3 protein-coding genes are annotated in these 21,860 nt (G+C 74.7%); all 3 read right to left on the bottom strand.

Annotated features, from left to right (window positions below; genetic code table 11):
* Positions 1-66 precede the first annotated feature (66 nt).
* The 3 genes from ACTMVF_RS34975 to ACTMVF_RS34965 all read right to left on the bottom strand — a co-directional run bounded on the left by ACTMVF_RS34975 (position 67) and on the right by ACTMVF_RS34965 (position 21,828).
* The gene (locus ACTMVF_RS34975) at positions 67-10,593 is read right to left on the bottom strand and encodes an amino acid adenylation domain-containing protein (protein ID WP_441275078.1); all 10,527 of its coding nucleotides are present in this window, start codon (positions 10,591-10,593) and stop codon (positions 67-69) included.
* Between the two features lie 88 nt (positions 10,594-10,681).
* Positions 10,682-13,873: a non-ribosomal peptide synthetase gene (locus ACTMVF_RS34970; RefSeq protein ID WP_441275077.1), complete on the bottom strand. Its 3,192-nt coding sequence runs from the start codon at positions 13,871-13,873 to the stop codon at positions 10,682-10,684.
* Positions 13,870-21,828, bottom strand: a complete 7,959-nt coding sequence (locus tag ACTMVF_RS34965) for an amino acid adenylation domain-containing protein (protein ID WP_441275076.1) — start codon at positions 21,826-21,828, stop codon at positions 13,870-13,872. Before ACTMVF_RS34965 ends, ACTMVF_RS34970 begins: the two co-directional genes overlap by 4 nt.
* Positions 21,829-21,860: the final 32 nt, after the last annotated feature.

The raw sequence follows: 21,860 nt of genomic DNA, 5'->3' as shown, positions 1-21,860 counted from the left end.
GTGGGCGCTTCGGCGGTCGTCACCGCGCACCCACCGTGTCAGACAGCAACTTGTGGTTCCGTCCCTTCACTTGGCGGCTCCGTCTTCGTGGGGTGTGTCGCTGCCGCCCAGGTGGTGCGAGATTCGCGCCGCGATGTCGCGCAGCGGTTCGGGCTGCATCATCTCCTTGTGCGCGCAGTCGATTCGGTACGTCGTCATCCGCCCGTCCACGTAGGGGGCGAAGGCCCGCGCCGGTGACAGCGTGGGGTTCCGGGCGAGGTCGGCCAGGGGCTCGAAGAAGAGGACGTCGCCGTGGAACACGTCGGGCCGGTGCTCGCGCGCGAGCCGTTTTCCGGCGAGTGTCAGCTCGACCATCGCCCGGGCGGTGTCCTCCCGCATCCCGGCGAACTCCGGGTCGTTGCGGATGAGGAAGCGGGCCGCCTCGGCGATGCCCTGGGCGGCGGCCGCGACCTCGGGTGTCTCCGCGTCGACGGCATGGCCGAGTTCACGCAGCCCCTCGCGCAGTGCCGCCGGGATGTCGTCCTCCGGCCCGCGTTCCGTCGGCCGCTGTGGGTCGTCCGGGAGCCTGGCGTCGAGCAGCGCGAGCAGTTCCACCTTCTCGCCGTCCGTCTGGAGCCGGGTCGCCATGGCGTGGGCGAGCGTGCCGCCCATGGACCAGCCGAGCAGCCGGTACGGTCCCGACTTCTGTACGTCGCGGATGCGCCGGACGTAGTCGCCGGCCATCTCCGCGAGCGAGGCCGGGGCCCCGCCGCCCTCCGACAACAGGCGGGCCTGCAGTCCGTAGACGGGCACGTCGGGGGCGAGGTGCCGCAACAGCCCCGCGTAGCACCAGCTGAGCCCGGCGCCGGGGTGCACGCAGAACAGCGGTGCCTCGCCCGCCGCTCGCGTGCCGGGTTCCGGTTCGCGCAGCGGCAGCAGCACGTCGAGGGCGTCCCGTGCCGGGGGCGAGCCCGCGAGGCGTCGGGCGAGGGCTTCGACCGTGGGCGCCTCGAAGAGGGTCCGCACGCCCGCCTCGGCTCCGAGGACGGAGCGCAGGCGGCCGACCAGCCGCGCGGCCAGCAGGGAGTGTCCGCCGAGGTCGAAGAAGCTGTCGTCGATCGTGACGCTCGGCAGGCCGAGGGTTTCGGCGAAGAGGCCGCACAGCGCCTGCTCACGTGCGGTGCGCGGGCCGCGGCCCGCCGGTGACGCGGCGTGGCCGGGCGCGGGCAGTCGGCGGCGGTCGAGCTTCCCGCTGTCCGTGCGGGGCAGTTCGTCGAGGGTGACGACGGCGCCGGGCACCATGTGCTCCGGGAGGGTGGCCCGTACATGCTCCCTGAGCTCGGCGGCCTCGCACCGCGCGCCGGGCGCGGGCACGACGTAGCCCACGAGCCGGGCGTCGCCCGGGGTGTCCTCGCGGACGACGACGGCCGCGCGCGCCACGTCCGGATGGCCGAGCAGGGCCGCCTCGATCTCGCCCGGCTCGATGCGGAAGCCGCGCACCTTCACCTGGTCGTCGACGCGGCCCGCGAACTCCAGTCGCCCGTCCGGCAGTCGGCGCGCCAGGTCGCCAGTGCGGTACATGCGTTCACCCGCGCGTCCGGACGTCGCCGCGTACGGGTCCGCCACGAACCGCTCCGCCGTCAGGCCGGGCCGCCGCACATAGCCGCGCGCGAGTTGCGCGCCCGCCACGTACAGCTCGCCCACCACGCCGGGCGGTACGAGGCCGAGGCGCCGGTCGAGGACGTACACCCGGGTGTGCGGGACGGGGGTCCCGATGGGCACACCGCCCGGCTCCTGGTGCGACGTCGGGTGGCAGTCCCCCACCACCACGTCCACGGTGGTCTCGGCGGGCCCGTAGCAGTTGGTCAGGGTCGCGTCGAGCGTGCCGGCGAACGCGGTGACGGTCCGGCGTGTGAGGGGTTCGCCGCCGCTGAGGACCTGGCGCAGCGCGGTGCACTCGGCGGCCTCGCGGGTGTCCAGGAAGGCCTGGAGCATCGACGGCACGAAGGTCGCCGTCGTCACCGCGCGGTCGCGCGTCAACCGGGCCAGGTACTCCGGGTCGCGCTGCCCTTCCGGCCGCGCCACCACGAGCGCGGCTCCGTCGATCAGCGGCCCGAGGAACTCCGGCACGAACGCGTCGAAGCTCGCCGGCGTCTTCACCAGGGCGCGGTCGGCGCCGTTCAGCGGGGCGCGCTCCCGCATCCAGCGCAGGCGGTTGACGATGCCGCGTTGCGGGACCATCACGCCCTTGGGGCGGCCGGTCGAGCCTGATGTGTAGATCACGTACGCCGGGTGGGCGGGACGCAGCGGTCTCACGCGCGCCACGTCGGTGGGGTCGCCCGGGTCCTGGGCCGGGTCCGCGCCGCCCGGCAGGTCGTCCAGGACGAGGCACGGCAGCCCGGTCTCCGGCACGGCTGCGGCTGCCGAGGGACGGGTCACCACGCAGGCCGGGCGGGCGTCGGCGAACATGAACGCCACGCGTTCGGCGGGCAGACGGGGCTCCACGGGCAGAAAGGCGGCGCCCGCCTTGAGCGCGCCGAGCAGCGTCACGAGGAGCTCCGCCGAGCGCTCCATGACCACCGCCACCACGTCCTCGGGCCCCGTCCCGTGGGCGATGAGGCGGTGGGCGAGCCGGTTGGCCTCGGCGTTGAGCTGCGCGTAGGTCAAAGTGACGTGCTCACCGATGACGGCGGTGGCCCGTGGGGTCCGGGCCACCTGCTCCTCGAACAGCTCCGCGACGCCCCGCTCGGCCGCCGGCGCCCGGAGGGTTCCGCCGTCGCCGTCGGACGTCAGCCGTGCGCGTTCGTCCGCGGTGAGCAGGTCCACGTCCGCCACCCGCAGGCCGGGATCGCGGCTGACCGCGTCGAGCAGCCGGGTGAGGCGGTACGCGATGGCCTCGACGGTGGCGTGGTCGAACAGATCGGCGGCGTACGTGATGCCGCCCTCCACTCCGGCCGGGGCGCCGTCGGCCGTGAACCGTTCGGTGAAGTCGAAGGAGAGGTCGAACTTCGCGGCGGTCGCCCCGGGCGCCACCGGCTCGACCCGCAGACCGGGCAGTTCGAGGGCGTCACGGGCGGTGTTCTGCAGGGTGAGCATGACCTGGAACAGGGGGTGGCGGGCCGGCGACCGGACGGGATTGAGTGCCTCCACCAGCTGCTCGAAGGGCAGATCCTGATGCGCGAAGGCCGCCAGATCCACCGCCCGCACCCGCCCCACCAGCTCACGGAAACTCGGATCCCCCGACACATCCGCCCGCAGCACCAACGTGTTCACGAAGAACCCGACCAGATCCTCCAGACCCTCATCCGAACGCCCCGCCACCGCCGTACCCAGCGCGATGTCCTCCCCCGCCCCCAACCGGGACAACAACCCCGCCACACCCGCCTGCAGCACCATGAACACACTCGCGCCCGAACCCTGCGCCAGCCCCACCAACCGCTCATGCGTCCCCGCCGACAACCCCAACGACACCACCCCGCCCCGACCGCTCGACACCGCAGGCCGCGACCGGTCCACCGGCAACACCAACTCCTCCGGCAGGTCCGTCAACTCCCTTCTCCAGAAGGACAGTTGCTCCGAGCCCAAGCTCCCCGGATCACCCACCTCGCCCAGCAACTCCCGCTGCCACAACGCGTAATCCGCGTACTGCACCGGCAACCGCGCCCACCCCGGGCCCCGCCCCTCACAACGCGCCGCATACGCCTGCCCCAGATCACGCGCCAGCGGCCCCATCGACCAGCCGTCGGCCGCGATGTGGTGCACCACGAGCAGCAGCACGCTCTCGCCCGGCGCGACCTCGAAGAGCCAGGCCCTCAGGGGTACTTCGGAGCTGAGGTCGAAGAGGTGGTCCGCGCGGGCGGCCAGCTCCCGGCCCAGTTCCGCCGGGGCCACCCGCGCCACCGTGAGCAACTCGCCCACCTCGGCCATGTCGAGCACCCGCTGATACGGCACTCCCCCCGGAGCCGGCGGGAACACGGTCCGCAGGCTCTCGTGCCGCTCGACCACGTCCCGCAGCGCCGCCGCGAGGGCGGCCGCGTCCACGGCGCCGGTCAGCCGGACCGCCATCGGGATGTCGTACGTCGCCGACGGGCCCTCCAACTGGCCGAGGAACCACAGCCGTTGCTGGGCGTACGACGCCGGGAGCCGGTGCGGCCTGGCCCGGGTGCCGAGCGCCGGGCGCGCCGTGCCACCGGACGGGAGCCGCCCGGCGAGCGCCGCGACCGTGGGGTGGTCGAAGAGGGTGTGGATGCGCAGCTCGACGTCGAGCGCGGACCGCACCCGGCTCACCAGGCGGGTCGCGAGCAGCGAATGCCCGCCCAGGGCGAAGAAGTCGTCGTCGACGGTGACCGACGGCACGCCGAGGACGTCGGCGAAGATCCCGCAGAGCACCTCCTCGCGCGGCGTCCGCGGCGCCCGGCCCGCCCTCGCGTGCCTCACTCGCGGCGCGGGCAGGGCCCGCTGGTCGAGCTTGCCGGTCACGGTCAGCGGCAGGGCGGCCACGGCCACCACGGCCGACGGCACCATGTACTCGGGCAGGTGCCCGCCGGTCAGCGCGGCGGGGTCCACGTCGTCGACGGCCTCCCGTGCCACGCCCGCGCCCGGCACCACGTATCCGACGAGCCGCCGGTCGCCGGGGCGGTCCTCGCGGACGACGGCCGCCGCCTGCGCGATGTCCGGATGGGCCAGGAGCGCCGCCTCGACCTCGACGAGCTCGATGCGGAAGCCGCGCACCTTCACCTGGGTGTCGACGCGCCCGACGAACTCGAGCCGCCCGTCGGGCGCCCAGCGCGCCAGGTCGCCGGTGCGGTACATGCGCGCACCGGACAGCCCGTACGTCGCCGCGAACGGGTCCGCCACGAAGCGCTCCGCCGTGAGGCCGGCGCGGTGCGCGTACCCGCGCGCCAGACCGGTGCCCGCCACGTACAGCTCTCCGACCACACCCGGCGGGACGAGGCCGAGGCCCGCGTCGAGCACATACGTCCGGGTCCCGTCCATGGGCCGCCCGATCGGCGGCGACACCGCGGTGAGGTCCGTGTCGGAGACGGCTCCGCACGTGGCGAAGGTCGTCGCCTCCGTCGGGCCGTAGACGTCGATCACGGTGGTCGTGGGGCAGGCTCGCCGTACCCTTCCGAGGACCGCCGAGGGCACCGGTTCGCCGCCGGTCCACACCTCCTCGAGTCCGGCGAAGCAGTCCGGCGCCTCCTCGGCGAGGACCCGGAAGAGACCGATCGTGAGGAACAGCGCGGTGACACCCCGCCCGCCGGCGACCCGCTCGACTCCCGCTGGGCTCAGCTCGCCCGGTCCGGCCACCACCACCGTTCCGCCGCCGAGCAGGGGCACCCAGATCTCGTACGTCGACGCGTCGAAGACGTGCGCCGAGTGGAACAGCACACGCCGGTGCGCGTCGGCGCCGAACCGCCGGTCCGCGGCCAGCCCCATGACACCCCGGTGGGTGACGGCGACCCCCTTGGGCCGCCCGGTCGAGCCGGATGTGTACATCACGTACATCAGGCCGTCGGGTCCGGCACCGCGCCCGCGCGGCATGTCCCCGAGGAAGGCCGGCCCGTTCTCGCCCGCCCCCTGCTGGTCCTCGCCGATGTGGACGCATACGAGACGGTCGTCGGCACCGGGCCCGAGGTCCGATGTGCCGTCCGTGAGGAGGATCGTCGCTCCCGTGTCCCGGAGGATGAAGTCGATCCGCGAGCCCGGCCACCGGCCGTCCAGCGGCACATAGGCACCCCCTGCCTTGACCACCGCGAGCAGCGCGACGACCAGTCGCGCCGAGCGCTCCATGAGTACCGCCACCGGGTGTTCGGGCCCCACGCCCGCCGCGACGAGGCGCCGGGCGAGGCGGTCGGCGCGGGCGCCGAGTTCGGCGTACGACAGCTCGGTTCCGTCCGCGTCGACGACGGCCGTCCGGTTCGGGATGTAGCGGGCCCGGGCCTCGAAGAGGTCCGCGACGTTCGGGTGCGGGAGTTCCTGGCGGGCGCCGTCCCCGACGGCGAGCAGGCGGGTGCGCTCGTGCGGGTCCAGGATGCGGAGGGCGCCGAGCCGCCGGTCCGGGTCGCCGGCGGCGGCGTCGAGGAGCCGGGTGAGGCGGTGCGCCATCGCCTCGATGGTCGCGTGGTCGAACAGATCGGCGGCGTAGGTGATGCCGCCCTCGACGCCGGCCGGGGCGCCGTCGGCCGTGAACCGTTCGGTGAAGTCGAAGGAGAGGTCGAACTTCGCGGCGCCGGGCTGGACGCCGACGGGCTCGGCCGTCACTCCGGGGAGCGCCAGCCCTGCCTGCCGGTCCGCGTGCTGGAAGCCGAGCATGACCTGGAACAGGGGGTGCCGGGCCGGCGACCGGACGGGATTGAGCGCTTCCACCAGCTGCTCGAAGGGCAGATCCTGATGCGCGAAGGCCGCCAGATCCACCGCCCGCACCCGCCCCACCAGCTCACGGAAACTCGGATCCCCCGACACATCCGCCCGCAGCACCAACGTGTTCACGAAGAACCCGACCAGATCCTCCAGACCCTCATCCGAACGCCCCGCCACCGCCGTACCCAGCGCGATGTCCTCCCCCGCCCCCAACCGGGACAACAACCCCGCCACACCCGCCTGCAGCACCATGAACACACTCGCGCCCGAACCCTGCGCCAGCCCCACCAACCGCTCATGCGTCCCCGCCGACAACCCCAACGCCACCACCCCGCCCCGACCGCTCGACACCGCAGGCCGCGACCGGTCCACCGGCAACACCAACTCCTCCGGCAGGTCCTTCAACTCCCCGCTCCAGAAGGACAGTTGCTCCGAGCCCAAGCTCCCCGGATCACTCACCTCGCCCAGCAACTCCCGCTGCCACAACGCGTAATCCGCGTACTGCACCGGCAACGGCCCCCACCCCGGGCCCCGCCCTTCACAACGCGCCGCGTACGCCCGCCCCAGGTCACGCAGCAGGACGTCCATCGACCAGCCGTCGGCCGCGATGTGGTGCACCGCCAGGGCGAGGGTGTGTTCGTCGGGGCCGGTCGTGGTCAACCACGCCCGTAGCGGCGGCTCCGCCGACAGGTCGAACTCGTGGGCCGCCGCCGTGTGCGGCAGTTCCTGCGGGTCCGCCTCCACCACGCCGAGCGGTTCGCCCACCTCGGCCATGTCGAGCACCCGCTGGTACGGCTCGCCCCCGGCCTGACCGATCACCGTCCGCAGGCTCTCGTGCCGCCCGACCACGTCCCGCAGCGCCGCCTTGAGGGCGGCGACGTCCAAGGGGCCGGTCAGCCGGGCCGTCAAGGGGATGTTGTAGGTCGCCGAGCGGCCCGACAACTCCCCCAGGAACCAGAGCCGTTGCTGGGCGAAGGACACCGGGAGCCGGTCGGGCCGGTGCCGGACGGCGCGTACGGGCGGGCGCGGGCTGCCGCCGGTCTCGGAGAGTTCGCGGGCCAGTGCCTCCACCGTCTGCGCCGCGTACAGCTCCGCCATGCCCAGGTCGACGCCGAGTTCGGTCCGCACCCGGCTCACCAGACGGGTGGCGAGCAGTGAATGCCCGCCCAGGGCGAAGAAGTTGTCGTCGATCGTCACCTCGGGCAGGCCGAGGATCTCGGCGAACAGCGCGCACAGGACGTGTTCGCGCGGGGAGCGGGGGGCGCGGCCGCCACGGGTCGCGGCGACGGGGCCGGGGTGCGGCAGGGCCGCGCGGTCCAACTTGCCGTTGGCGGTGAGCGGCAGCGTCCGAAGGAGCACGATCGCGGACGGCACCGCGTGGTCGGGGAGCACGGTCCGGGCGTGGCGGAGGATCGCCTCGGTGTCCACGGGCTCCGGGGCACCGTCGGGGGCCGGTTCCTGCCGACCGCGTTCCGGAACGACGTATCCGATCAGGTGCTTGTCGCCGGAGCCGTCCTCCTTGACCGCCGCGACCGTGCGCGCCACGTCGGGGTGGTCGAGGAGCGCGGCCTCGACCTCGCCCAGCTCGACGCGGAAGCCGCGCACCTTCACCTGGTCGTCGACGCGGCCCGCGAACTCCAGCTGCCCGTCGGGCAGTCGGCGGGCCAGGTCTCCGGTGCGGTACATGCGCTCGCCCCCGGCTCCGTACGCCGTCGCGTACGGGTCCGCCACGAAGCGCTCCGCGGTCAGGCCGGGGAGGTGGGCGTAACCGCGCGCGAGGCCCGTGCCCGCCACGTACAGCTCCCCCACCACTCCGGGCGGCACGAGGGCCAGGCGAGGGTCGAGGACGTAGGTGCGCATGCCGTCCATCGGGCGGCCGATCGGCACCGTGTTCGGGACGCGGTCCGGGTTCCCGGTGAAGGTGCTGAGCGTGCTGAAGGCCGTCGTCTCGGTGGGGCCGTACGCCGCCGTGACCACGGTGTCCGGGCAGGCGCGCAGCACGGCGCGGACCCCGGCGGCGGAGACGACGTCACCGCCGGTCGTCACCTCGCGCAGCTCCTTGAAGACCTCCGGTTCCTCCTCCGCCCAGACGCGGAAGAGGCCGGCGGTGACATGGAGGCGGGTCAGACCGTGCCGGGTGATGTGCTCGGCCACTGCCGCGCCGTTCAGGGGGCCCGGCGGCGCGATCACCACGCGGCCGCCGTGGGCGAGCGTGGCCCACACTTCGTAGGTCGACGCGTCGAAGGCGTGGTTGGCGTGGAAGAGCACGCCGTCCGGGGCGCCGTCGCGCAGCCACGGCCGGTGGGCCGCGAACGCCGCCACGGCCGCGTGCGGCGTCACGACGCCCTTCGGCCGGCCCGTCGAGCCGGACGTGTACATCACGTACAGGGTGCTGTCGGGGTGGATGAGGGCGGGCGGCGGCGTCCGGTGCGTACCGCCCTCGTCGCGGTGGGCCGTCGCGTCGTGGTCGGCGGTGACGTCGAGGACCGGGACGGCGATGTCCGGCGGGAGTTCGGCGGTTCCGTCGGTGAGCAGGAGCACCGCGCGCGTGTCGTCGAGGACGAGGCGGGTCCGTGCCGGGGGTGCGGCGCGTTCGAGCGGGACGTAGCCCGCGCCGGTCTTGAGGACCGCGAGGAGCGTCACGACGAGGTCGGCGGAGCGGTCCATGACCACCGCGACCAGGCGTTCGGGGCCCGCGCCCCGGGCGCGCAGGCGCTGGGCGAGACCGTCGGAGCGGGTGTCCAGGTCGCGGTAGGTGAGTTCGGTGTCCCCGAAGACGAGCGCGGTCGCGTCCGGGCGCCGCGCCACGCGCGCCGCGAACAGCCCTGTCACCGTGTCCGGCCGGGCGGCCGGGTGGTGGGTGCCGTGTCCCTCGGCCAGGAGGAGTGCGCGTTCGGCCGGGGCGAGGAGGTCGAGGGCGGTGACCGGCCGCCGTGGGTCGTCGGCGGCGGCGGTCAGGAGGCGGACGAGGCGCTCGGCGATGCGCCGGGCGGTGTCGGGGGTGTACAGGTCGGTGGCATGGCCGAGGGTGCCGGTGATGCCGGCCGGCCGGCCGTCGGCGTCGTGCCGTTCGGTGAGGTCGAAGGAGAGGTCGAAGTGGGCGGCGGGAGTGCCGAGCGGCAGCAACTCGGCCTGAAGCCCCGGGAGTCGGGGGGCGGTGTCGGTGAACTTTTGGAAGGCGAGCATCACCTGGAACAGCGGGTGGCGGGACGGCGAGCGCGTCGGGTTCAGCGCCTCCACGAGCCGCTCGAACGGGATCTCCTGGTGTGCGAGCGCCGCCAGGTCCGCGTCCCGTACGCGCTCCACGAGGTCCGTGAACGTCGGCTCACCGCTCGCGTCGGCGCGCAGCACGAGGGTGTTGACGAAGCAGCCCACCAGCTCGCTCAGGGCGTCGTCGGTGCGGCCCGCCACCGGTGTGCCGATGGTGATGTCGTCGCCCGCGCCGAGCCGGGACAGCAGGGCCACCAGCCCGGCTCGCACCACCATGAACAGGCTCGCGCCCAGCTCGTGGGCGACCTCGGTGAGGCGGCCGTGCAGCTCCGGGCCGAGCTCCAGGGGGACGGTGCCGCCGCGCCGGCTCGCGACCGGGGGCCGGGGCCGGTCCGTGGGCAGGGCCAGTTCCTCCGGAAGGCCCGCCAGCCGGTCCTGCCAGAAGGCCAGCTGGCGGGCGGCGAGACTGTGCGGGTCGCCCTCGTCGCCGAGCAGTTCGCGCTGCCACAGGGTGTAGTCCGCGTACTGCACCGGCAGCGCCTCCCACGCGGGGGCCCGCCCCTCGCGTCGTGCCGCATAGGCCTGCCCGAGGTCGCGCAGCAGGACGCCCATCGACCAGCCGTCGGCCGCGATGTGGTGCACGACCAGGGCGAGGAGGTGCTCGTCGGGCCCGGTCCCGTACAGCCGGGCCCGCAGCGGCGGCTCCGCCGTGAGATCGAACTCGTACGTGGCGAACTCGCCCAGGAGCACGGCGGGTTCGGTCTCGCTCGGGGCGCCCGTGGCGGTCGGTGTCACGTCCGTCAGGAGCTCGCCCACGTCGTCGGCGTCGAGGATCACCTGGCAGGGCTCGCCGTCGTGCCGCCCGATCACCGTCCGCAGGCTCTCGTGCCGCTCCACCAGGTCCCGCAGCGCCGCCGCCAGTGCCGCCCGGTCCAGGACCCCGGTCAGGCGCAGGGCGAGGGGGATGTTGTACGTGGCCGAGCGGCCCTCCAGCTGCCCGGTGAGCCACAGACTCCGCTGCGCGAACGATAGGGGGATCACTCCGGGTTCTCCTCTGTGCCGGGTGCGATGTACGGCGATGTACGGCGCCGGGTGCGGTGTACGGCGCCATGTGCGGTGTCCCTCCCGGTCAGCGCATGCGCCGCAGAGCGGGACGCCGCGGGGCGGCCGCGGTGGGCTGCTTCAGTCGGGGCTCCAGGGATGCCACCGTCGGGTGCCGGAACAGGAGCGGAAGGTCGAGGTCCACGCCCAGGGCGGAGCGGACCCGGCCCGCCAGGCGCAGGCTCGTCAGGCTGTCGCCGCCGAGCGCGAAGAAGCTGTCGTCGATGGTGACGTCGGGCAGCGCGAGCACCTCGGCGAACAGGGCGCACAGGGCGCGCTCACGCTCCGAGCGCGGCGCACGGCCGCCGGCCGCCGCGGCCCGCCCGGGAGCCGGGAGGGCCGCCCGGTCGAGCTTGCCGTTGACCGTCAGTGGCAGGGCGTCGAGGACGACGACCGCCGAGGGCACCAGAGGGCCCGGGAGGCGCTCGGCCGCCGCCGCGGTCACCTGCGCGGGGTCGACCTCCTCGCGTGCGACTCCGCCGGCCGGCACCACGTACGCGACGAGCCGCCGGTCGCCCGGGCGGTCCTCACGCACCACGACCGCCGCGTGCCCGACGCCTTCCTGCTCGCCCAGTACCGCCTCGACCTCGCCCGGCTCGATGCGGAAGCCGCGCACCTTCACCTGGTCGTCGACGCGCCCGGCGAACTCCAGCTGCCCGTCGGGCGTCCAGCGCGCCAGATCGCCGGTGCGGTACATGCGCTCACCGGACAGCCCGTACGTCGCCGCGAACGGGTCCGCCACGAAGCGCTCGGCGGTCGGGCCGGGGCGGTGGGCGTACCCGCGCGCGACGCCCGCGCCCGCCAGGTACAGCTCCCCCACGGTGCCGGGTGGCACGAGGCCGAGGGCGCCGTCCAGGACGTAGGCGCGCGTGCCGTCCAGCGGGCGGCCGAGCGGCACCGCGTCCGGGACTCGGTCGCCGGGGGCGAACGCCCGGCAGGTGGCGAAGGTCGTCGCTTCGGTCGGCCCGTACGCGGCGACCACGGTGGTGCCCGGGCACGCGTCCAGCACGGCGCGCAGCGGCTCGGGCGGCACCCGCTCGCCGCCCGTCCACACCTCGCGAAGCCCCGCGAAACAGCCCGCCGCCTCCTCGGCGAGGACCCGCAGCAGGCCGGCCGTCAGGAACATGCCGGTCAGCCCGTGCCCGGCGACCAGCTCCTCGACGCGGGGCGCGGTCAGGGGGCCGGGCGGTGCCACGACGATCCGGCCGCCGTTGAGGAGCGGCACCCATATCTCGTACGTGGACGCGTCGAAGGCGTGGGAGGAGTGCAGCAGGACCCGCTCGTGCGCGCCGCCGCTGAGCTTCGCGTCGGCCGCGAGGGCGATCACGTCCCGGTGCGTGACGGCGACGCCCTTGGGCACGCCCGTCGAGCCCGAGGTGTGGATCACGTACGCGAGGACGTCCGGGTGGGCGACCGTGGCGTGGCCGCGTGCGGTGACCGGGCCGAGGGCGCGCGCTGCCTCCCCGTCGGTGAGCAGGACGCTCGCGCCGGTGTCGGCCAGGACGAACCGCCGCCGTTCCTCGGGCCAGAGGGTGTCGAGCGGCACGTAGGAGGCGCCGGTCCGCACCACGGCGAGGAGCGCCACCACGAGGTCCGCCGAGCGGTCCATCGCGACGGCCACCCGGCGCTCCGGGCCCGCGCCGCACGCGACGAGCTCGCGGGCCAGCGCCGCGGCGCGCGCGTCCAGTTCACGGTAGGTGAGGCGGGTGCTGTTCTCCTCGACGGCCACCCGGTCGGGGGTCCTCGCCGCCTGGGCGGCGAAGAGTCCGGGCAGCGTGGGGGCGGGCTGCCGCCCGGGGCCGGCCGGGGGCGCGCCCCGGCCCCAGTCGGTGAGGGCGCGCCCGCGTTCCTCCTCGGTCAGGACGTCCGTTCGGGCCACTGGGCGCCCCGGGTCCGTGGCCGCCGTCCGAAGGATCCGGACCAGGCGGTCGAGGAAGCCGCGCGCCGTGGCGGCGTCGAAGAGGTCCGCGCGGTGCTCCAGGCGCAGCCTCAGCCGGTCGCCGGGGTGCGTGATCAGGGCCAGCGGGTAATGCGTGCCGCCCCGGTCCCGCGTGCCCGTGATGCGCGGACCGTTGCCGTCCGGGTCCACGGGCGCGAGGTCGACCGGATAGCTCTCGTGGACGACGACCGTGTCGAACAGCTCGCCGGTGCCCGCGAGACGCTGGAGCTCGGCGAGTCCGATGTGCTGATGGTCGATCAGCTGTGCCTGCCGCTCCTGGAGTCGCACGCAGACGGCGGCCAGGCTGTCGTCGGGGGCGGTCCGCACCCGCACGGGCACGGTGTTGATGAGCAGCCCCACCATGTCCGCGACACCGGGAAGTTCCGGCGGCCGCACCGCCACGACGCTGCCGAACACCACGTCGTCCTGCCCGGTCAGCTTGTGCAGGAGAACGCCCCAGGCGCCCTGGACCAGGGTGCTCAGGGTGACTCCGTGCGCGGCGGCGCACTCGCGCAGCTCCCGGGTGAGCCGCTCGGAGAGGTCCGTGGTGAGGTGCGCGGGCGCCCCGGGTGGCCGGTCGGCGCGGGTCACCTGCCGGTCCTGCCCGGGGCGGGCCGCCGTCGACAGGCGCGTGGGCCCTTCGAGTCCGGCGAGTGCCGAGGACCACGCCGCCCGGGTGGCGTCCTGATCCCGTTCGGCGAGCCAGACGAGGTAGTCGCGGTAGGGGTGGACCTTCGGCAGCCGCGCCGGGTCGCCGCGGTGCGCGTAGAGGGTGAGCAGTTCCCGTACGACGACGGGGACCGACCAGCCGTCGAGGAGGATGTGGTGGTACGTGAGGGTGAACAGGTGTTCCTCGTCGGCCAGTTGGAGGAGGGTGAAGCGCAGCAGAGGCGGGCGGGTCAGGTCGAAGCCGCGGTCGCGTTCGTCGGCGAGCAGCCGGTCCGCCGCCGCCTCCCGTGCGCGCGGCGCGTCCGCGCCCCGGCCCGTGTCCCGCAGGTCCCACTCCTGCCACGGGGTGTCCACGTCGGCGGCGATGACCTGGACGGGCCGGTCGAGGTCCTGGTGCAGGAAGCCCGCACGCAGGTTGGCGTGCCGGCGCAGCAGGGCCCGGCAGGCTGCGCGCAGCAGGCCGTGATCCACGGTGCCCGCCAGGCGCAGCGTCAGCTGCACGCCGTAGCCGTCCACCGTGCCCGCGGGGCCCGCCGTGCCGTGCTGGGCGTGGTACAGCAGTCCTTCCTGCAGCGGCGTCAGCGGCAGGATGTCTTCGATGTCCGCGCTCACCGCGCTGTCCTCCAGGTGTGTTCGAGCCGCTCGATCTGCTCCTGACTGAGGGAGACCAGGCCGAGGTCGGACGGGGACCGGCCGCCCGCGCCCGGCCGCTCGGCGTGGCGGGCGAGGCCCCGCAGAGCCTCCAGCCACGTCCGGGCGAGTGCGGCCACCTCCGCCTCGGCGAGCAGGCCGCCTGGCCAGGAGAGGGTGGCGCGCAGGCGCGGTCCCGTGCCGTGGTCCTCGACGAGCGTCGTGATCTCCAGTACGTGGGACAGGGCCGGGCCCGGCGTGCCGTGCGGCGGTCCCTGCGGGGCGGCGACGGGTCGCCAGGGGGTGGGCGCGAGGGAGTCGGCGACGGCGAGTCTGCCCAGGTGGTTGAAGAGGATCTGGGGGCGGGCGAGCGCGGCGAGCGTGTCCGCCGTGTCGCTGTTCAGATGGCGCAGCAGACCGTGGCCGACGCCGTTGTCCGGAACCGCCCGCAGCTGTTCCTTGACCCGCTTCAGCGCGGCACCGAGCGCGGGGCCCCCGGCCCGGATGTCGTCCCGGTCGGTGTCGTCGAGGCCCGCGTCCAGCCGTACGGGGTGCAGGGCCGTGAACCAGCCCACGGTGCGGGACACATCGGCGCCCGGCACGAGAGACGTCTCGCGGCCGTGCCCCTCCACGTCGATCAGCACGCTCCCGCCCCCGGCCCTGCCGCGGTCGCGGCGCCATGCGGTGAGGGCGACGGCGAGGCCGGTGAGCAGCACGGTGGGCACGTCGGTGCGGAAGGCGGCGGTCACCCGGTCCAGGAGCGGTTCCGTGTCCGCCGCCCGGAGTGTCACCGTGTGGGAACGGGCGGTCTCGCCCAGGTCGGTCCGCGGGTCCAACGGGCGCTCGCCCAGGGGCGGTTCGGTCTCTTTCAGGAGTGCGGTCCAGAAGGGCAGCTCCGCCAGCCGTTCCGGCGTCCGCGCCTGTGCCACGAGGGCGGCGGCCCAGCTCCGCAGGGAGGTCGGCACGGGCGCCAGTGCCGGACGGTACCCCTCGGCCACGGCCTCCCGGGCGGCGGCGAGGTCGGCGAGCAGGATGCGCCAGGACACCGCGTCGACCGCCAAGTGGTGTGCGGTCATGAGGAGTTGGCCGCTTCGCTCGCGGCCCGCGTCGAACCACACGGCCTGCAGTACGACCCCCTCGCGCGGCCTCAGGCGGCCCGCCGCGGCCCGGGCCTCCGCAGCGACGCGCTCGCGCAGCTCCGCGTCGTCCGCCCCGGCCACGTCGACCCTGCGCAGACAGCGGGCCGCGTCGACGGTGCCCGCCTCGCGGATGTGCGGGAGCCACCGCGTGTCGTCGCCGCCCAGACGCATTCGCAGGGCGTCATGGTGGTCGAGCAGGGCCCGCAGCGCCGTGGTGAGGCCCGCCTCGTCGAGCTCCGGCGGGGTCCAGACCAGCACCGACTGGTGGAAGCCGTCGATGGTGCCACCGCGCTCGCGGAGCCAGTGCATGACGGGCGTCGGGAGCAGGTCACCCGTTCCGGGTTCCGGGTCGGGCCCGGTGGGCGTGCGGTCGTCGGTCAGGTCGCGTGCCACGTCGGCGAGTTCCGCGACCGTCGAGCAGCGGAACACGTCACCGGGTGTGAGCCCGATACCGGCCGCGCGTGCCCGGCCGACCAGGTCGATCGAGAGGATGCTGTCGCCGCCGAGGTCGAAGAAGCCGTCGTCGACGGTGACCGCGTCCACCGCGAGCACCTCGGCGAACAGCGCGCACAGCGTCCGCTCGCGGGCCGTGCGGGGGGCGCGGCCGCCGGGTACGACGGTGAATCCGGGCGCCGGCAGCGCCGCACGGTCCAGCTTGCCGTTCGCCGTCACAGGCAGGGCGTCCAGGACGACGACGGCCGCCGGCACCATGTAGTCGGGCAGCAGCTCCCGCACGGAGCGCCGCACGTCCACCGGGTCGCACGCGTCGCTGCCGGTCCGGTCGGCACCGGCGGGCACCACATAGCCGATGAGCCGGGGCTCCCCGGGACCGTCCCCTCGGACCACCACCGCGGCCTGCGCCACCCCGGGGTGGCGGAGCAGGGCGGCCTCGATCTCGCCCGGCTCGATGCGGAAGCCGCGCACCTTCACCTGGTCGTCGACGCGTCCGACGTACTCCAGCTGCCCGTCGGGCCGCCGGCGCGCCAGGTCGCCGGTGCGGTACATGCGCTCACCGGACAGCCCGTACGCCGCCGCGAACGGGTCCGCCACGAAGCGCTCCGCCGTCAGCCCGGGCCGCCGCACATAGCCGCGTGCCAGTTGCACGCCCGCCACGTACAACTCTCCCACCACGCCCGGCGGGACGAGGCCGAGGCGGCTGTCCAGGACGTAGAGACGGGTGTTGGTGACCGGCTCACCGATCGGCACGGGCCCGGCGTCCGTCGCGTCGGCGGGGCGGCAGTCCCAGGCGGTGACGTCCACCGCGGTCTCGGTCGGCCCGTAGAGGTTGGTCAGCGGTGCGTCGACGGTGGCGAAGAAGTCCGCCTCCAGCTCCCGGGACAGGGCCTCACCGCTGCAGAACACCCGGCGCAGCGGCGAGGGTTCACCGGCACGCGGCGCCCGCAGGTAGGCCTGGAGCATCGACGGCACGAAGTGGGTCACGGTCACACCGCGCTCGCGGATCACGGCGGCCAGGTAGTCCGGGTCCTTGTGCCCCTCCGGTTCGGCGACGACCAGCGTCGCGCCCTGCGTCAGGGGCCAGAAGAACTCCCAGACGGACACGTCGAAGCTCATGGGGGTCTTCTGCAGCACACGGTCGCCGGGGGTGAGGGGGTAGCGCCGCTGCATCCAGGACAGGCGGTTGGCGAGGCCGTCCCGCGTCACCATGACGCCCTTCGGCCGCCCCGTCGAACCGGACGTGTAGATCACGTAGGCGGGATGCTCTCCGGGCGGGAACGGCGCCGGGGCGGGCTCGCGGGGACCGGACGGTTCCCCGGGTCCGTCCAGGCCGGGTTCTTCCAGGCCGAGTTCGTCCAGTACGAGCAGCGCGCACCCCGTGTCCGGCAGTCCCGCGACGAGGGAGTCGCGTGTCACGACGCACATCGGGGCCGTGTCCTCGACCATGAACTCGACGCGGCCCGGGGGAAGGTGCGGGTCCAGCGGCAGGAAGGCGGCGCCGGTCCTGAGGACCGCCAGGAGCGTGACGATCAGCTCGGTGGACCTCGGCAGCGCGATGCCGACGACGCGTTCGGGGCCCGCGCCGAGCCGGGCGAGGCGGCCGGCCAGACGGTCCACGCGGGCGTCCAGTTCGCGGTACGACAGCTCGGTGTCGCCGAAGACGAGCGCGGTGGCCTGCGGCGTACGGGCCACGTGGGCGGCGAAGAGGTCCGGCACCATGACTTCGGGAAGCGGGCCGCGGGTGTCGTTCCAGTCGGCCAACAGCCCGGTGCGCTCGGCGGGTTCGAGGATGTCGATGCCGCTGAGCGGAAGGCCCGCGTCGGTGGTCACCGCGTCGAGGAGGCGCACCAGGCGCCGCGCGACGGCGGCCGCCGTGCGCTCGTCGAACAGGTCACGGGCGTACTCGACGCTGCCGCTGATGCCGGCGGGCGCGCCGTCCGGCGCGAAGCGTTCGGCGAGCTCGAAGGAGAGGTCGAACTTGACGGCGGGCGCCGCGAGCGGCTCGCGCCGCACGCGCAGCCCGGTCAGTTCCGCCTCGGCGTCGGCCACGCTCTGGAAGGCGAGCATCACCTGGAACAGCGGATGCCGCGCCAGCGACCGCGGCGGGTTGAGCGCCTCGACGAGCCGGTCGAAGGGCAGGTCCTGGTGCGCGAACGCCGACAGGTCGCACTCCCGCACTCGGGCGAGGAGTTCGCGGAAGGTCGGGTCACCCGAGGTGTCGGTGCGCAGCACCAGCGTGTTGACGAAGAAGCCCACCAGGTCGTCGAGGGCGTCCTCCGCGCGCCCGGCCACGGGCGCCCCGAGGGGGATGTCCTCGCCCGCGCCGAGTCGGGTCAGGAGCGCGGCGACGGCGGCCTGCACGACCATGAACACGCTGGCCCCGGCATCGCGGGCCAGCCGTCCGAGCCGGTCGTGCAGCCACGCGTCGACGACGAGGGGCACGGAGCCGCCCCGGTGGGAGGCGGCCTGCGGGCGCGGGCGGTCGTAGGGCAGGGCCAGTTCCTGCGGGAGCCCCGCCAACGCCTCGCGCCAATAGGCGAGTTGGGAACCGGCGAGGCTGCCGGGGTCGTCCGGTGCGCCCAGCAGCTCCCGCTGCCAGAGGGTGTAGTCCGAGTAGCTCACGGGTAGCGGTGGCAGGTCGGCGTGGCTCCCCGAGCGGCGGGCCGCGTACGCCGCGGACAGGTCCCGCAGCAGCGGCGGCACCGACCAGGCGTCGCCCGCGATGTGGTGGACGACCAGGAGCAGGACGTGCTCGTCGGGGGCGACACCGAACAGCGTGGCGCGCAGGGGCGCCTGGCGGGTGAGGTCGAAGCCGCGTGCGGCCTGCGTGGCGAGCAGCCCCGGCAGCTCGCCGGGGTCCGACTCGACCACGGTGAGCGGCGGCCCGGCCTCCCGGCCGTCCAGGATCCGCTGGTGGGGCAGGCCGTCGGACCCCTGGGGAAAGACGGTGCGCAGGGGCGCGTGCCGGTCCGACACGTCGGCCAGCGCCCGGGCCAGGGCGGGCCGGTCGAGCGGCCCCGACAGCCGCAGGGCCAGCGGCATGTTGTAGGTCGCGTTCGGGCCCTCCAACTGCGCGATGAACCACAGGCGGCGCTGGGCGTACGACAGCGGCAGCGGATCGTGCGGGGACGCGGGGGACGCGGGCTCCAGCGGCGGCCGTACCCGTTTCGCCGCCGCCAGGTCCTGGGACAGCGCGGCGACCGTCGGCGTCTCGAACAGGGTCCGCATCTCGAGTTCCAGGCCGAGCCGCGAGCGCACCCGGCCCGCGAGGCGTGTCGCCGTCAGCGAGTGCCCGCCCAGGTCGAAGAAGCTGTCGTCGATCCCTGCCCGCTCGACGCCGAGGACGTCGGCGAAGAGCTCGCACAGCACCGCCTCCAGTGGGGTGCGGGGTGCCCGCCCCGGCGTCGGCGCGCCGAAGTCGGGCACGGGCAGGGCGGCGCGGTCGAGCTTGTCGTTCGCTGTGATCGGCAGGGTGTCCAGGACGACGACGGCGGCGGGCACCATGTAGTCCGGCAACCGCCGGGCCAGCGCGGCGCGCAGCTCCCCGGGGTGCGGTGCGCCGCCGGAGCCGGCCGTGGCCGAGGGCACCACGTAGGCGACGAGCCGCTTGTCCGCCGCGTCCGGCTGCCGCGCCGAACCGGATCCCGCCGTCGCCTGTGCGCCGAACTCCCTCACCACCGCGACCGCCTGGCCCACCTCGGGGTGGCGTCTGAGCGCCGATTCGACCTCGCCGAGTTCGATGCGGAAGCCGCGCACCTTGACCTGGTCGTCGGCGCGCTCCAGGTACTCGAGCGTGCCGTCCGGACGCCAGCGGGTGATGTCTCCCGTGCGGTACATGCGCTCGCCCGGTCCGCCGAAGGGGTCGGCCACGAACCGTTCGGCGGTCGGCGCGGGACGCCGCCAGTAGCCGCGGGCCAGGCCCGCGCCCGCCAGGTACAGCTCGCCCGGGACGCCGATGGGGACGGGGCGCAGCCGTGCGTCCAGGACGTGGGCGCGCGTGTGGTCCATGGGGCGGCCGATCGGCACGGCGTCGGGCACCGGGTCGGTGGCGGTGAACGGGATGTGGGTGGCGAAGGCGGTGGTCTCCGTCGGCCCGTAGGTGGAGCGGATCACCAGGTCCGGGCAGGCCCGCTGCAAGGCGCGGACGGCGTCCGCGGAGACGATGTCGCCGCCGGTGGAGATCTCCCGCAGCCCGGCGAAGATGTGGGGCGCCTCCTGGGCGAGGACCCGGAAGAGACCGGCGGTCGCGTGGAAGTTGGTGGCCCGGTGGGCGGCGATGAGCCGCCCGATGTGTGCGGCGGTGGGTGGCCCTGCCGGCGCCACGACCACGCGCCCGCCGCGCAGCAGGGGCACCCAGAGTTCGTACGTCGAGGCGTCGAAGGCGTGGTTGGCGTGGAAGACCACGCACTCGGCGACGGCGTCGCTCCAGCACCGGTCGAGTGCGAAGGCGGCCACGCCTGCGTGGGTGACCGCCACGCCCTTGGGCCGGCCGGTCGACCCGGAGGTGAACATCACGTACGCCAGAGCGTCTCCCGGCACGTCGGTGCCGAGGTCGGCACAGGCCCCGGCCCCCGCCCCGTCGTACTCACCCGGACCCACCTCGATCACGGGCAGGTTCCCCGCCACGGCCCCGTGCCCCGTCGCCGAGGCGTCGACGAGGAGCAGGCGCGCCGCCGTGTCGTCGAGGATCTGCCGGGACCGCTCCCCCGGGTGGCCGTGGTGCAGCGGCACATAGCCCGCGCCGGCCTTCAGCGTCGCGAGGATCGCCACCACGAGATGCGCCGAGCGCTCCATGAACACCCCCACGAGATCGCCGGGCCGCACGCCCCGCGCGACGAGGAGCCGGGCGAGCCGGTTCGCCCGTGCGTTCAACTCGGCGTAGGTGAGGGTCTGTTCGGCGTCGACGAGCGCCGTGTCCGCTGCGTGAGTCGCGGCCCGGCGCTCGAAGAGCCGCGCGAGGTTCTCCGTCGGCGGGGGTGCGTCCGGGCCGGGGTCGCGCCACGTGTGGAGCAGTCGGCGCTCCTCCCCGAAGAGCACGCCGACGTGGGCCATGGGCTCGTCGGGCGTACGTGCGAGGGCGTCCAGGTACGCGGTGAAGCGGTCGCGATGCCGGGCGAGTTCCGTCTCGTCGTACACGGCGGGGTTGGCTTCGAGTTCGACGAGGACGCCACCGCCGCCGTCCTGCGTGCCGACGGCGACGACCGACAGGTCCTTGACCGGTCCCGTCATGACCTGGTGGCGGGTGACGCGCAGGTCGGCGAAGGCCGGTTCCTCCTCGAAGGCGACGGTGTTGACGGACACCGCGTACAGGTCGTGCGAGACGCCCAACAGGCCCAGTTCCGCGCGGAGTTCCTCGCCCCGGTAGCGCTGGTGCCCGATGGCGTCGCTGACACGCCGTCGGGTCTGGGCGACGAGCTGGGAGAACGTCGTCGTGGGGTCGAGGGTGAGGCGCAGCGGCAGCACGTTCACCGCCATCGACGGGGTGGCCGCGGCCGCCCGTCCCACGCGTGCGGCCAGCGGCAGTCCGACGACCACCTCGGGCGCGCCGTCGAGCCGGTGCAGATACGCGGCGGTCGCGGCGACGACGAGCAGCGACCAGCGGCCCGCGGCGCCCGGCACCGCGTCGAGGAGCCCGCTCACCCGCTCCCCGGACAGCCGTACGGCGCTGCGCAGCACGGCTGCAGAGGGCGCGGCGGTGCGTCCGGCGAGGGTGACGGGGGCGGGTGGCTCGCGGAACTCGCGCAGCCAGTGGGCGCGGTCGCGCGCGTGGCGCGGGGAGCGACGGTACTCCTCGTCCTCGGTGAGGAGGCGGTCCAGTGGGGCGAAGGACCCGGCGCCGGGGGTGCGGCCCGCCGCCAGGGCGCTGTAGAGGTCCGCGAGGCGGCGCAGGTAGAGGTTCTGGCCGTAGCCGTCGAGGACGATGTGGTGGTAGCGCAGATGCAGCCAGGCCCGGTCGTCGGCCAGCCTGAGCAGGGTGTGCGCGGCCAGCGGGCCGCGCCCGGGGTCCATGGGGGTGGCCAGGTCGGCGTCGGTCCAGGCGCGGGCGGCGGCTTCCGCGCCGGCGGGCTCCGCGCGCAGGTCGACGACGGGCAGCGGGTCCTCGGGGACGTCCGCGAGGCGCAGGCGCAGTTCGTCCTCGTACGCGACGAACCGCGCCCGCAGGCTCTCCGCCTCCGTGAGCGCACGCCGCACGGCCGCTCGCAGTGACGGGACGTCCAGGTGGCCTTCGAGGGCGAGGCGGACACCGCAGTTGTACAGCGTGCTGTCGGGGTCCAGCTGGTGGGCCAGCCAGATGCCCTGGTGTGCGGCGCTCGCGGTCCGGTACGCGTTCGGGTCTGACACCACGCCAGTCTTGGCGACACCGGCATGCGCGC

The sequence above is a fragment of the Streptomyces sp. SD31 genome, assembly GCF_052068475.1.
In the GTDB taxonomy this organism is placed as follows: domain Bacteria; phylum Actinomycetota; class Actinomycetes; order Streptomycetales; family Streptomycetaceae; genus Streptomyces.
The sequence above is the reverse complement of the archived record's forward strand: the minus strand, read 5'-3'. Positions and strand labels throughout refer to the sequence as shown.